Below are 13,324 nucleotides of genomic sequence, written 5' to 3' on the forward strand. Positions count from 1 at the left end.
AACCACTCCTTTAACTGCTTTCAGGTTAGAATATAAAACTTCCATGAGAGTTGTTACTATACTTTCATACGTAAATACTTAAAGACCGAATATTTATCATGACCACGACTTTATCTGATATGGAAGCACGTGTTATTGGTGTACTACTTGAAAAGTCGGTGACTACGCCCGAACAGTACCCGTTATCGCTTAATGCGCTCACCAATGGATGTAACCAAAAAAGTAACCGATTACCTGTCACTCAGTTAACCGAAGACGAAGTCATTAAAATACTTGATGGATTGAAAGGTAAACGAATTGTTCAAGCTTCATCAGGCTATGGTAGCCGAGTAGACAAATATTCCCACCGTTTTTGTAATACCGAATTTGGAGATATAAAACTTAGCGATCATCAGCAGGCCATTATTACTGAACTCTTACTGCGCGGCCCTCAAACACCCGGTGAATTGCGAGGCCGATGCCAGCGTTTAGCGCAATTTGCTGATATCAGCGATGTAGAAGCAACCATCAGCAGCTTACTTGCTTACCAGCCAGATGCACTTATTTACTCACTACCAAGAGAGTCGGGTAAAAGAGAGATACGCTACAACCATACATTTTGTCAGCCAAATGCGAATAACAATAATGGCGAAAGTGAAAGCACAAGCGAAAGTGCTGATACCGTTGAAACACTAAAGGCGGCTTTACTAGAAGTAAAAGCCACCCTTGCCGATTTAGAATCAAGAATTAATGATTTATCGTCAGGCGACTAATGCAAACGTACGTTGAGTTGGTCGATAATTTCAGCCCAATCAGCGTCATCTTCAATAGCCGTTTTCAAGAAAGCCGCTTGGCTTTCAGACCAAAACGGCGCTTCGAAAATATGTTGGCTCTTATTTAATCCTTTGTGCGTTTCAATAAAACTGTCTATCGCTTCATCGCTACTATCTAGCCCTAACTGTTCAAACAAACTGTTCATAGTCGGTTGTTCAGTAAACATGGTAGCTCCTCTTCAATCATAATAATCCGTTAATATTGAAACGCTAAAATCAAATGATGGGATCATTAAATTTGCTGTGCAAATTCCTCTGGTTCCATCACTTCACCCTCCTCTCCTGGTACCGGACAAACCATAACCGTAAGGTTATCTTGCGTCATGCCGCCCACCCATTTGGTAAGAAAGTCTTTGGTAGAAATTTCCATTGCTTCACAGTCTGACCAATCTTCAGTTGCCCATAGCAAAGCTAGAGATGATTCCGGCCATACTGGAATGCCATCTTCATCATCTGTCGTTAACATCACGCAACCATGTTCATCTTTAAGAATGAAAAGTTTGCCCGAGGTTTTAATTAATTCAACGCTAGCTTCTAGGCGTTCGAACGCGTTCATTTGTAATAATGGGTGTTGAGTTGTCATAATTTTCTCTTTGCTATTAGGCAGGGTGTATGGTCGATACGCTGGTAATTAAGGCTTCTAGCCCTACACGCCTGACTTGTTTCATGGTGTGAAGATAAACTTTCATGGTTATACCTTCTAAAGGCTGTATTAGTGAAATAGTGATAGTTGGATCAAGTTGATTTACAGCACCTTCAGGAAGTACAGCAACGCCACCTTCATATTGTAGGTTATTAAGGGCTAAGTTAAGCGAGTTCGTACGTAATTTAGCATCACGAAGTTGAGGGTATAACGTAAGCAATAAATCTCTGGCTTTGCTGCCCCAATCAATGGCCACAAACTCTGCCGCGTCTACTACATCACTGCCTTCACCAATTCGGTATAACCCTAACTGGTTCTCTAATAACACTTCACTTTTAACTTCTTCTGACTTTAGCGGTTCGGTTGAAAAAGCCAAATCGGTTACACGCTCGTGCAATTGACGGGACAAACCATCGAGAGAAAGTACTTCTGCTTTAACAGACCAATCAGGAAATGTGTTGTGAAGGTGACTTAAAGTGGTAGGCAACATTAATTCACTGGCTACCTGCGTTGCCCCGCACACCACATATTCAGAAGACTGAATTTGCAGTTCTTGCTTGGCTTCATTTAGTGTACTGCAAAGCTGGCGTGCATACGGCAACAGCTTCTCACCCGATTGGGTTAGCTGAATACTATTGCGCTGGCGTATGAAAAGCGTGGTATGAAAGTATTCTTCTAGCAACTTGATCCGCGCACTTACCGCAGATTGCGTTAGATAAAGATTTTCAGCTGCTTTGCCAAAATGTCGGGTTTTTGCAACTTCAATAAATGTGGTGAGAAAGCGTATATCCATGCTTCTTACAAAACCGATAAATAAGTGATTGTAAACTGTCACAGATAATACGGCATGTAAACACAAAAGCACAGCAACGCACTGCTATTAAAGCAGTGCGTTGTATTTATTTTCAACTAAGAAGCGTATTAACTGCCTTCGTGCATTAAACGGCGCTGTTTTTCTCGACGTTGTAAGTCACGATTCTGTTTATTCTTTACGCTTTGGTGGCGCTTAGTGCCCACCTTCTTGGTGTGAAAGTCTTCCTCTTCTACCGAGTCCAATTCTTCACTTTGGTAACGATAGTCTTTACTCATGTCTATCTCTAGGTTATTGCCACTTCGTCATTATTATCTTGGCACCAAAAATAGAAAACGAATTTTTATCATCGTTGCGACAATAATTTTTTGTAGTGGGTTTGGGTCATGTAATTCGCTTCGTTGCCTCAATCCTCCTAGACCTGAGCGCTTTTTCATTGTCACATCTCGAAAACCATAAAACCAATTAATTATCAATCACTTAAAGGGATTAAAAAGAAGCGATATTTGCAAAACCACGCTTTTCACACCCTATAAATTTGTACATTTTTGCGCGTTATATTTTCCAACAAAATTTTTTATTGAGAAGAAAAAAATGTTTTGTTTTATGTTCTGATTCTTTTGTCTTAAAAGTTCGCTTGAAGACAACTCAATGCTGGGTACAACCATGAAAAATTTATCAATTCGCGTTTCTCAAAAACCTTTTATAGACAGACAAAAATTTCCTTATGGCTTTCGAAAATCTGGCGACTTCAGTATTGGTGAAGCAGATATACTAACCGGTTATGGAAAGACCCTACTGGCACTAGAATGCGGGGAGCTATCACCAGAGACAGATGATGAGCGTCATTTTCTAGACTTTATTAGTGGTAAAGTGGAAGCTGAAAACGCTCTAGAGCGCACTTGGGCCAAGTACGTACGCTTATCTCGAGGCAAGAAACACTTCTACACATTGCATAGCAGCGCTGCGAGTAACCAATCGGATTACGATGAAGATTACAGCGATGAAGCATTCGATGTAGCCTAATTTTGCATTCGACCTACTAACAACCAGCCCGGAGCAAATCGGGCTGGTTGCCTATATTTGTGATATTTCCCTCGCTATTCTTCTGTTTGTTGATCCATATCTAGATTGTGCCCGAACAAATCTTTGCATATTTGTAATGTTCAAACAGATGGTTCTATATTAATAACTTAGCATTGTGAAATTGCTATTTTACGCAAACCACGCTGTTGGAAAATAGTAGAACAATATCTAATGAATTACCCAAGCCTGAAGGCAAAGGAGGCGCAGCGATGATGGTGTCATATAAACAGATTAAACATTTTTCAATTCATGCTACCGATAAGGACATAGGCGGCGTACGAGATATACTTTTCGACGATAAAGATTTCGTTGTTAGATACGTAGTTGCCGATACGAATACGTGGCTTCCCCTTAGCAGGAAAGTGGTGATCTCACCTATCTCGGTGACCCGTGTTGATCAGGAAGAAGAAACCGTTGACGTTTCCATGACGGCAGACACGCTTAAAAACAGCCCATCAATTGACGAGCACAAACCAGTTTCAAGAGAGTTCGAAGAAACGCTGTTTCGTTACTTTGGTTATGGCTATTACTGGATTGGCCCTGGCGCGTGGGGCGATTTCGCTCACCCAAATGAACTAGCCGATCCTGAGCTAGCAGCCATGGGTAAAGAAGAGTTAGATAATAAACCTGAGAATCACTTAAGAGCTTGTGGCGAGGTTAGTGGCTACGAAGTGGCAACCCAAGACGACAACGTTGGGCATATTAGCGATTTTGTGTTTGATACTGATGGCTGGAAAATTCAGTTGTTAGTGGTAGATACAAACAACTGGTTACCGGGTGGTAAAAAGCTGGCGGTACTGCCCTCAGACATCAAAAGTATCGATTGGTCTTCTCATAATGTCTCGGTCAACCTCACCCACGAGGGATTGATGGCTAGACCGGAAGTTGACCTTGATAAGTTGGGTGATATTGCATACGTAGAGGCGTTGATAGCGAATGCGAAGCTTGTCTAGCTAAGTCGAGTAGCATTTGAGCAAGAGCGATTAACTGCCTTTGAGTAAGTTAGATTTACGTCAACTAAGGTTAATCGTTCTGAGCGCAAAAAAACTTGTGGAGCAGACCAATGGTTTGCTTCACTCTTTCGTCGGCTAGTCGATAGTAAATGGTTTGTCCGTCCCGGCGTGTGGCCACCATCTTAGATTCTCTTAATAGGGCCAAATGTTGTGAAATCACAGGCTGAGAAACGTCTACATGGTCTAACATTTGGGTTACAGATAGCTCTTTGTCCACTAAAGAGCATAAAACCATTAAACGGGTTTTATTCGCCAACTGCTTTAGATAAAGCTCAGCTTCCATTGTATATTGAGCCATTTCGCTCGTATCTACAGATAGATTATCAACGGCTAGATTATCAGTCATAACAACTCACTTTTAAATTTACGTAGACGAGCTACCAACCCGCCTTCTTATACTAAAGTATACTACTATAGCGGCGAACGCCAAAACTCAATGTCATTTTTTTATAAAATATATAATGAAAATACGTGCTAGAAAACATAGCAATTTCCTTATATAGTAAACTCATCATTATTTTTCAAGGTGTTTTAATGTTAATTGATATCACTACTAGACTCGCTAATATCCCTTTCCCGCTGCGTTGTATTACGGCTAAAGAAGCGATGCAGGAAATATCTTCTAATCATGGTTTATTACTTGATGTTCGTGAGCCCGCCGAGGCTGCATCTAGCCCTGTAGAAGCCGCATTAAATATTCCTCGTGGCGTGCTCGAAATGAAAGTTATCGAAAAATGTAAAGATGCTAAGTTTCCAATCTATATTCATTGCGCCTCGGGCATTCGCGCTAAATTGGCAGCCGAACAGCTAATGAACATGGGGTATGACAATGTGAGCGTGGTAACCTGTTCAATAGGCGATATTAAGCAAGCCACCGACGTATAAGCGCTGACAGCCTCTGGCCGCTTGTGGTATAACCGCTCTATACAGTGACAGAATAATCAATTAGAGCTCGCGATGTTAAAATCTACGTTAGAACAATGGCGCATGTTTAAAGCTGTGGTAGATGCTGGAGGCTTCAATCAAGCTGCCGCATTGGTTCACAAAAGCCAGTCTAGTGTGCATCACGCGGTTCAAAAATTAGAAAATGCCATTGGCGTTGTGTTGTTCGAAAACAGTGGACGCAAGGTAAAACTGTCTCCTCAAGGGGAGTTGATGTATCGTCGAGCAGCGTTCGTTTTAAATGAAGCTCAAAAGTTAGAGGCGGTAGCGGCTAGTTTACAAGCGGGAACTGAAACTCTTCTTCGTATCGCCGTTGATATTATTTTTCCATCAGACTTACTCTATAACGTACTGAGCAAAGTGTCTGAAGAATTCCCGCTGCTACGTATCGAAATTGAAGAAACCGTATTAAGCGGGGCAAACTCCCTACTTGATAGTGGTAATGTCGATATCGCGATTTCACCTTTCCCCTACCCCGGCGGATTCAGTGAAGATTTATGCGAGATAGACTTTGCCGCGGTGGCACATGTCGATCATCCTCTGCACGCACTTGACCGCGCGTTAACGTTAGAAGATCTAAAGTCGCATCGTCAAATAGTAGTAAGAGATTCATCGGCTGAACGTAAAGTTGATGCAGGTTGGCTTGGCGCCGAGCAGCGCTGGACGGTGAGCCATATTAGAACCTCGGTAGATATGATTTCTCAAGGGCTTGGGTTTGCTTGGCTCCCTATCGCTATCATTAAAAAAGAACTAGAAGAAGGGCTGTTGCTTCCGCTTCCTATTGATAGCAACAGTGGATTGCGTCGCGCTATGCTTTATCTCACATTTGAAGATGGTGACGGCCTTGGGCCCGCAGCAAGAAGCTTTATCGGTGAACTTAGATATCAATCGATGCAGCTTCCCTCTGCTGATGGCATGCTTGATCAATGCATAGAGTCTCTGCATCGATAGCATAAGCTGTGGCAGTTTAATTAAAGCAGAGTGTTATAGCTAAGCTGTAGTTAACGCAAAGCCTAAAAAGCAAGAACTCGGGTATCTAACGAATATCTAATTTGCCCGATATTAAGTTTAGCCAGCGCTTAGTTTACCCAATGCTTAAGTTACCCAATCCCTAATGCTATCTGTTGGCCGCCATACAAGAAACCAAATAGAGCAATGGATAGCCCAAAGAGTGCTACAGCGCCGTCATCCGTTGCCATACCTATAGCCATAATCAATACCGCAAACGCCGGTATTAACCCCATAAAGGGTACTAATTCTAGTGGCACCATCAACAATCCACACGCCGCACAGCTAAGCGCAATCAATGAGCGAAACACAGGCTGGCGCATAAAAAACCACCGTGGCATTAAGAATCGGTCACATCGCACCGCCACAGGTTTCATTTTATTAACCAAAAATTCAATTCGATCAGCGTCCATTTCAATTTTCATAATGGTAGCAGGAAGCCACGGATGACGGCGACCGAGTAAAATTTGCATTGCGATAAGTAAAATTGTCACACCGGTTATGGTAGGTACACCAGGAATGGCACCTATGGGGGTTGCTGCAATAAACGCAGGCAAAGCCAACATAGGTCCAAACCCCCTCTTTTCCATGGCATTCCAGAACTCGGAAAACGCCATGACGTCGGTGGTGTTTTTGGGCTGCATCTTGCCCAACAACTCATAAAGTGTCATTGACCTTGCGCCAGTTTCCTCAAACATTTTTATTCCCTATTTATGGCTTAAGGCTTATGCCTAATTTCCATTGAAACCTATGCGTCTTGGGTGATAGCGAAGCGCAATACGCTTTGGGTATTCCATCAAAAATTAAATTAATTCAGTAGTATCACCGTACATAACGCTTATATTTTGCGCTGACCCGTAAGTAAAAATCTGAGATAAATTTTTCAGAAAAATACGCACAAGCGCTGAATTTTTGCGTTCGGTTACAAAGCTACTATGAGATTAATAATGCGATAACTGTGCCACTGAAGTGGGTCAGCGTTCAAATTTGCGCTTTTCTGGTAGCAATCGGCACAATATGTGCTTTATCAGCTAAAGATATGTCAGTGTGTGGATTATATTTAGCTAGCCCTCTTTTACATGATGCGAGGATCGCATCTTGAGGTCAGCCCCAAGATATTGCTGCCTTATTCAACCAAAGTTGAGTATGAATGCGACAACGTCTACGTTTGAATGTAATAATGCACAAATAATTATAAAATCTGGTCAACTTACCCACCCAATGTGCTGAGACAAGCTATCAGGAAGTGGTTGGTCAATAAAAAAGGGATATTCAAGTGTTAACTGTTTTGCTTGTAGATGATGATGCCGAGTTTACCGAGGTGGCCTGCACTATTATTGAGTTTCTCGGTCACGAAGTCCTAACTGCTGCCACATTAGGTGAAGCGAGAGACTGGTTAAAGAAAGAAACCTTTGATCATATATTACTTGACTTCATGTTGCCTGATGGCAGCGGTGCACACTTGTTCGATGAACTTAACGCACTTCCCAAACGTCCACGCATTACCCTTATTACCGGACACCCATCGGTAAAGGGTGTCATTAAAGGTTTATGCGGCCCCAATATTGATTACCTTGTTAAGCCTATTCAACGTGAAGACATTGAAGCAGTATTAACGGGGAAACCTAAAGTTGCTGAAGATACCAGCGAAAAAATCGAAAAGCATTTCGACTTGCTTATTGGCGAATCTGCGCCAATGAGAGAACTCTACAAATTAATTGAAAGAGTAAGCAGAACAAGCGCGAACGTTATGCTACTTGGCGAAAGTGGTGTAGGTAAAGAGGTAGTTGCAGCCGCCATTCACCGCGCTTCACAAAGTGAAGGCCCTTACGTAGTGACTAACTGTGGTGCCTTTTCAAAAGAATTGATTGGTAGTGAATTATTTGGCCACGAGAAAGGCGCATTTACAGGCGCTGTTGGCCGTAAAGAAGGTGTTTTCGAACAAGCTGAGGGCGGATGTTTGTTCTTAGATGAAATCACTGAAATGCCTATCGACATGCAGCCAAACTTACTGCGCGTATTGGAAAACAAAGTGGTTATCCGTGTTGGCGGTACTAAAACTATTCCGGTTAACTGCCGCGTAGTGTCAGCGACCAACCGAACCATGGAAGAAATAGCACAAAGCAAAGTGCTGCGTGAAGATATCTATTTCAGACTTGCGGTGTTTCCAATCACCATACCCACTTTGCGCGAACGCAAAGAAGATATTCCTTTATTAGCAAAAACCTTTATTGAAGAGTTTAATAAAGATAATGGCTCTAAATTTAGTTGGCAAGAAAGTCAGCTAAACACATTACAAGCCTACGATTGGCCAGGTAATGTTCGTGAATTACGCCACTTTGTTCATCGTGCTGCCATTATGAGCGACCCGACAAAACAGGTCATAGAGCTTCCTAAAACGATTGAATCGCCTTTTGCTAAAAAACAAAGCACAGCACCAGCACTTCAAGCAGGACGTACTATTGAAGATGTTGAAAAAGAACTTATTTATGCCACGCTTGAGAAGGTTAATGGGAATAAAACCATGGCCGCTGACATGCTGGGCATAAGTACCAAGACCCTATACAACCGACTTCACGCGTATGGCGATTTGGTCAAAGAAGACTAGTAAAGCAGGACAAAAGTTATGACTGAAGATGAGTTTGCCCGATTGAGCACCTATGTACACGATGCACGCAAACCGCTGAATCGCATTTCGATGCAAGCTGAATTGGTAAAAATGGCGCTTAATGGTGAAGTTCCCGCCCAAAAAGCGATGGCAGCATTGGATAAAATAATTTCCAGTGCTAAAGACTGCAGTGACTCCCTTTCTGAAATGACTTCAGATTTTGGCGACACATTATTGGATTGATGTAATGCTAAACAAAGTTTTGTCTTCGCTATACAGCTGGGTAATCATGGTGGTATTCGTGATTGCTATTATCACTGCGAATTCATTTTATGTAGTGCAAACCCTTGATGACTTATCGGCCCTAGAAGCGCGCTTGTTTACCACCAGTCGCGTAATAAGTGCGGTAAACAAGCTGCACGTGGCCGTTTTGCGCGCCGAATCAGGGCAACGTGGTTTCCTTCTTACTGAAGATGAAGCTTATCTGGAGGAGTACACACAAACACTGAATAACTTCACTGCCCTTGCTGATGAAGTTGAAGTGAGTGCTTTGGCGTCTGATTTGCCGGAACAATCAGAGCGGATAGAAAAGCTACTCGCCCTTACTCGCGTTAAAATTAACGGTATGGTGCGAATTGTAGAGCTAGTAAGAGTAGGTGATATAGAGCAAGCCTTCACGTTGCTTGAAAGTGACAGAGGTCTAGATTTATACAACGACTTCGAAAATATGTTCGAGCGCATCGATTCCTCTGAAAGGGATATTCAAGGTACGCACTTAGCCAGTTTAATGAAGCTAAGACGTGACTCAGTGAATACTTTATTAATTTCTTCAGGTACCACCCTGTTTCTTATTATCTCGATTTTCTTGTTGTTAAAAGCCAACATTCGAGAAAATGAAAAACACAAAGATACGCTTGTAGATGTTAATGAAGACCTAGAGCATAAAATTTCAGAACGAACCCAAGAATTACGTATTTATTCAGATGAGTTAGCCCGCAGTAACCGAGAACTCGAGGATTTTGCTTTTGTAGCGTCTCACGATCTGCAAGAGCCACTTCGGAAAATTCGCGCCTTTGGTAATCGATTAGACTCGGGCTATAAAGATGTAATGGACGAACGTGGGCAAGACTTTCTCGCCCGTATGCTTAATGCGGCAGAGCGTATGTCTATGTTGATATCTGATCTTTTGTCTTTTTCTCGCGTGTCTACACGGGGTAAAGATTTTGAACAGGTAAACGTTAGTGAGGTTATCGATGGCGTGTTAGGCGACTTAGAAATAGCTATTGAAGAAAAAGGCGCCAAAGTGATTGTGCAGGACATTCCGACTATTCGCGCAGACAAATCACAAATTGATCAGCTGTTTCTAAACTTGCTGTCTAACGCGCTAAAATTTCAAACCGCCGACAAAGAACCCCTTATTGAAATTACGGCGATACCACCAAGTGAAGCTGATATGAAAGACATATTGTTAGCTGACGAGTATGACTGGATTAAAATCCAAATCTCAGACAACGGTATTGGCTTTGAACAAAGTTTTGCAGAAAAGATTTTTGCCCCGTTCCAACGCTTGCACGGACGAAGCGAATACAAAGGAACAGGGATTGGCCTAGCGGTATGCCGACGCATTGTTGAACGACACAATGGTCAAATTTCGGCAAAAAGCTCGCCAGGTGAAGGCGCAACCTTTACTATCCTTCTGCCAACAAACAGCGAGCCTTTTGGCTCTCTAAATAATAATGGAGATACCACACATGACGCGTAAACAAACCCAACCAATTAATATCCTTATGGCAGATGACGATGAGGACGATCGTCTATTAACCGTGGACGCACTGAAAGAAAGCCGTGTGTTAAACAACTTATTTTGTGTTGAAGATGGCGTGGAATTACTTGAATTTTTACGTCATGAAGGCAAATACACAGATGCCAGCAAATTCCCCCGCCCTAGCTTAATTCTGTTAGACCTTAACATGCCACGTAAAGACGGCAGAGAAGCGCTGCAAGAATTGAAAACTGACCCTAAACTACGTGGGATCCCAGTAGTCATTCTTACTACCTCCAAAGAAGAAGAAGACATGCTTCGCGGATACGATTTAGGCTGTGCTTCCTATATCACCAAACCTGTGAATTTCGAGGGACTTGTCGAGCTTATGCGCGCGCTAGGTCGCTACTGGATTGAGTTTGTAGAATTGCCCCACGATTAATCGCCCTTTTCATCCGATTTAACGTGTTATGAGTCAATATTGATGGGCTCAATAAAGTGTTACTCAAGTTGTACGGCGCTAATTATTAGGGCCGTAATGTTTTAAAGTGCTGGGTATTCAGCGCTAAGTTTTACGGCTAAATGTTTTATGGAGCGCACAGTGACCGAAGTTATCCGGGTTTTACTGATTGAAGATGACGAAGATGATTATTTCCTAACATCGGATTATTTACTTCAATGTGAAGAACCCCGTTTCCAGCTTACCTGGGTAACCAACAGTGCTGACGCCATAGACGCGTTACAGCGTCGAAATTTCGACTTGTGCTTACTCGATTATTTGCTAGGTGCTGAAAATGCAGTAGATGTGTTGGAAGTACTAAAATCGAATCAGTTCAACCTTCCTGTTGTTATTCTAACTGGTCAGTCAGACTCTCAAGTTGACGAATTGGTAATGCGAGCAGGTGCAGCCGATTACCTACAAAAAACAGAAATTGAGTCGCCACGTTTCATGCGAACCATTCGTTACGCCATGGTTCGACGAGAGATAGAAAACGAACGATTAGAAAGACATAAAGTTGAACAGCAAAATAAAGCGAAAGATAAGTTTTTGGCCCACTTAGGTCACGAACTTCGCACCCCGCTTACGTCTATTCTAGGTTATACAGAACTACTATTAGACGACAAAGGTAATGATCCTCTCGCGCAAGAGCTTTCTATTATTCATTCCAACGGAAAACATTTACTAAGCCTGTTAAATGATTTGTTGGACATGTCTCGCATTATGGCAGACAAACTTGAGCTTAATATCAAAGAGGTACATTTAAGCCCTTTCCTCACTGATATTCACTCATTGATGCGATTGGCCGCCAAAGATAAAGATCTTATTTTCGACGTTATTGCAGAAACCAAGATTCCAGAAGTGGTTAAAACTGACCCTACCCGTTTGCGCCAGGTGTTAATCAACTTAGTCAGCAATGCCGTAAAATTTACCGATACCGGAAAAATTACCGTCACAGTAGAGATTCGTCCACCCGCGCCTGGCAAAACGAATGAGCGATTACACTTTATTGTTGAAGATACTGGTATTGGCATGCCACCAGATAAGCTAGATAAAATTTTTCAACCTTTCGAACAAATCGAAGATATTATGCGCGCGAACCATGGCGGAGCTGGATTAGGTTTAGCGATAAGCCGTGAGCTTGTCACTAAGCTAGGTGGTAGCATTAGTGTTGATTCCGTGTTTGGCAAAGGCAGTCGATTTTCATTTTCCATCGACCCTGGTGATATTAGTGAGCAAAGTCGCGCTCATCTTACGCTTAAGCCACCTAGCAAAACAGAATCGAACAATTTGGATTTACAAGTCACCGGCAAAGTACTAATTGTTGATGATATCCGCGAGATTCGCCGTTTAACTGGTCATTTAGTCAGTCAATGTCACGCTACTGTAGCTTATGCTGAAAACGGGGTTAAAGCGTTAGAGGCAGTACTACAAGCCGAAGAAGATAACGACCCTTTTCATTTAGTTTTGATGGATATTCATATGCCTGTAATGAATGGCATTGAAGCGCTTCATGCAATTAGGCGACACAAGAGCAACGTACCTGTTGTGGCCGTCACAGCCGCTAGCCGTAAAGGATTAAAACAGTCTTTAATGGATGACGGATTTAATAATGTTATTGGTAAACCTATTGAGCGAGCAGCGCTTACTGAAGTGCTCGACCAATATTTGGTGCGCTCTCAAGGACCAGCCGTGTCGAAAATAGAAACCGTTAAAACAGTCACCCAATGCACTCAACCTCAACCAACCTCAAAGAAAGTATTAGTAATAGAAGACGATGAGGATGCGGCTGAGTTATTGCAATTATTTTTGGTTCATCAAGGGCATGATGTTATTACGGCAAATACGGGCGCGGATGCTATCGAGCGTATGAACGAAGTAGTATTTGACCATGTATTGATGGATTTAACGCTTCCTGATTACCATGGATATGACCTAGCCGCCGAGTTGAATCAAATTCAACCCAAAGCGAAACTGGTTATTGTGAGTGGCAACGAGCCGGATAAAGATACTATGAAGCATTTAGGCGTGAGTCAGTCACTTCTAAAGCCTGTTAGTAAAGAAGATTTAATTAGTGTGGTGTCTTAAAAAAACACATCACATGAATCAGTTAGCTACTACAAGTAGCTAACTTTCCCTC

16 protein-coding genes are annotated in these 13,324 nt (G+C 42.4%); 10 read left to right on the forward strand and 6 right to left on the reverse strand.

What is annotated here, in order from left to right; genetic code table 11:
* Nucleotides 1-98: 98 nt before the first annotated feature.
* A complete protein-coding gene (locus J8L84_RS14510) occupies nucleotides 99-752 on the forward strand; it encodes a DUF480 domain-containing protein (protein WP_211071314.1) in 654 nt (217 codons plus the stop codon).
* Here J8L84_RS14510 and J8L84_RS14515 read toward each other — a convergent pair.
* The 4 genes from J8L84_RS14515 to J8L84_RS14530 all read right to left on the reverse strand — a co-directional run bounded on the left by J8L84_RS14515 (nucleotide 749) and on the right by J8L84_RS14530 (nucleotide 2,544).
* Nucleotides 749-979, reverse strand: coding sequence for a DUF2789 domain-containing protein (locus J8L84_RS14515; RefSeq protein WP_211071315.1), 231 nt, complete (start codon nucleotides 977-979; stop codon nucleotides 749-751). The two genes, J8L84_RS14510 and J8L84_RS14515, sit on opposite strands and share 4 nt — an antisense overlap.
* A gap of 65 nt (nucleotides 980-1,044) precedes the next feature.
* Nucleotides 1,045-1,395 (reverse strand): DUF2750 domain-containing protein, encoded by a 351-nt coding sequence (locus J8L84_RS14520; RefSeq protein WP_057791259.1) that lies wholly within the window; start codon nucleotides 1,393-1,395, stop codon nucleotides 1,045-1,047.
* Nucleotides 1,396-1,411: 16 nt separating this feature from the next.
* A complete protein-coding gene (locus J8L84_RS14525) occupies nucleotides 1,412-2,248 on the reverse strand; it encodes a LysR family transcriptional regulator (RefSeq protein WP_211071316.1) in 837 nt (278 codons plus the stop codon).
* 128 nt (nucleotides 2,249-2,376) lie between these two features.
* Nucleotides 2,377-2,544: a hypothetical protein gene (locus J8L84_RS14530; RefSeq protein WP_172602882.1), complete on the reverse strand. Its 168-nt coding sequence runs from the start codon at nucleotides 2,542-2,544 to the stop codon at nucleotides 2,377-2,379.
* Between the two features lie 388 nt (nucleotides 2,545-2,932).
* Between J8L84_RS14530 and J8L84_RS14535 the strand changes: the two genes are divergently transcribed.
* Nucleotides 2,933-3,292 (forward strand): DUF413 domain-containing protein, encoded by a 360-nt coding sequence (locus tag J8L84_RS14535; RefSeq protein ID WP_057791253.1) that lies wholly within the window; start codon nucleotides 2,933-2,935, stop codon nucleotides 3,290-3,292.
* Nucleotides 3,293-3,561: 269 nt separating this feature from the next.
* Nucleotides 3,562-4,305, forward strand: a complete 744-nt coding sequence (locus J8L84_RS14540) for a PRC-barrel domain-containing protein (RefSeq protein ID WP_211071317.1) — start codon at nucleotides 3,562-3,564, stop codon at nucleotides 4,303-4,305.
* A 70-nt stretch (nucleotides 4,306-4,375) separates the two neighbouring features.
* On the opposite strand, the gene J8L84_RS14545 is transcribed toward J8L84_RS14540, so the two are convergent.
* A complete protein-coding gene (locus J8L84_RS14545; protein ID WP_172602883.1) occupies nucleotides 4,376-4,711 on the reverse strand; it encodes a metalloregulator ArsR/SmtB family transcription factor in 336 nt (111 codons plus the stop codon).
* Between the two features lie 188 nt (nucleotides 4,712-4,899).
* On the opposite strand from J8L84_RS14545, the gene J8L84_RS14550 reads away from it, so the two are divergent.
* Nucleotides 4,900-5,250, forward strand: a complete 351-nt coding sequence (locus J8L84_RS14550; protein ID WP_211071318.1) for a rhodanese-like domain-containing protein — start codon at nucleotides 4,900-4,902, stop codon at nucleotides 5,248-5,250.
* A gap of 72 nt (nucleotides 5,251-5,322) precedes the next feature.
* The gene (locus J8L84_RS14555) at nucleotides 5,323-6,258 is read left to right on the forward strand and encodes a LysR family transcriptional regulator (RefSeq protein WP_211071319.1); all 936 of its coding nucleotides are present in this window, start codon (nucleotides 5,323-5,325) and stop codon (nucleotides 6,256-6,258) included.
* Nucleotides 6,259-6,407: 149 nt separating this feature from the next.
* Here the strand turns inward: J8L84_RS14555 and J8L84_RS14560 are convergent, their stop codons facing one another.
* Nucleotides 6,408-7,013, reverse strand: coding sequence for an exopolysaccharide biosynthesis protein (locus J8L84_RS14560; RefSeq protein ID WP_211071320.1), 606 nt, complete (start codon nucleotides 7,011-7,013; stop codon nucleotides 6,408-6,410).
* A 578-nt stretch (nucleotides 7,014-7,591) separates the two neighbouring features.
* On the opposite strand from J8L84_RS14560, the gene J8L84_RS14565 reads away from it, so the two are divergent.
* The 5 genes from J8L84_RS14565 (at nucleotide 7,592) to J8L84_RS14585 (ending at nucleotide 13,272) form a co-directional block, all read left to right on the forward strand.
* The gene (locus J8L84_RS14565; protein WP_126873401.1) at nucleotides 7,592-8,923 is read left to right on the forward strand and encodes a sigma-54 dependent transcriptional regulator; all 1,332 of its coding nucleotides are present in this window, start codon (nucleotides 7,592-7,594) and stop codon (nucleotides 8,921-8,923) included.
* 18 nt (nucleotides 8,924-8,941) lie between these two features.
* Nucleotides 8,942-9,166: a hypothetical protein gene (locus tag J8L84_RS14570; RefSeq protein ID WP_057791242.1), complete on the forward strand. Its 225-nt coding sequence runs from the start codon at nucleotides 8,942-8,944 to the stop codon at nucleotides 9,164-9,166.
* A 4-nt stretch (nucleotides 9,167-9,170) separates the two neighbouring features.
* Nucleotides 9,171-10,685 (forward strand): sensor histidine kinase, encoded by a 1,515-nt coding sequence (locus J8L84_RS14575; RefSeq protein WP_211071321.1) that lies wholly within the window; start codon nucleotides 9,171-9,173, stop codon nucleotides 10,683-10,685.
* Nucleotides 10,675-11,127, forward strand: coding sequence for a response regulator (locus J8L84_RS14580; protein WP_057791240.1), 453 nt, complete (start codon nucleotides 10,675-10,677; stop codon nucleotides 11,125-11,127). Before J8L84_RS14575 ends, J8L84_RS14580 begins: the two co-directional genes overlap by 11 nt.
* A 159-nt stretch (nucleotides 11,128-11,286) precedes the next feature.
* Nucleotides 11,287-13,272: a response regulator gene (locus J8L84_RS14585; protein ID WP_211071322.1), complete on the forward strand. Its 1,986-nt coding sequence runs from the start codon at nucleotides 11,287-11,289 to the stop codon at nucleotides 13,270-13,272.
* Nucleotides 13,273-13,324 lie beyond the last annotated feature (52 nt).

The sequence above is a fragment of the Alteromonas sp. MMG017 genome (assembly GCF_018100795.1).
Taxonomy (GTDB): domain Bacteria; phylum Pseudomonadota; class Gammaproteobacteria; order Enterobacterales; family Alteromonadaceae; genus Alteromonas.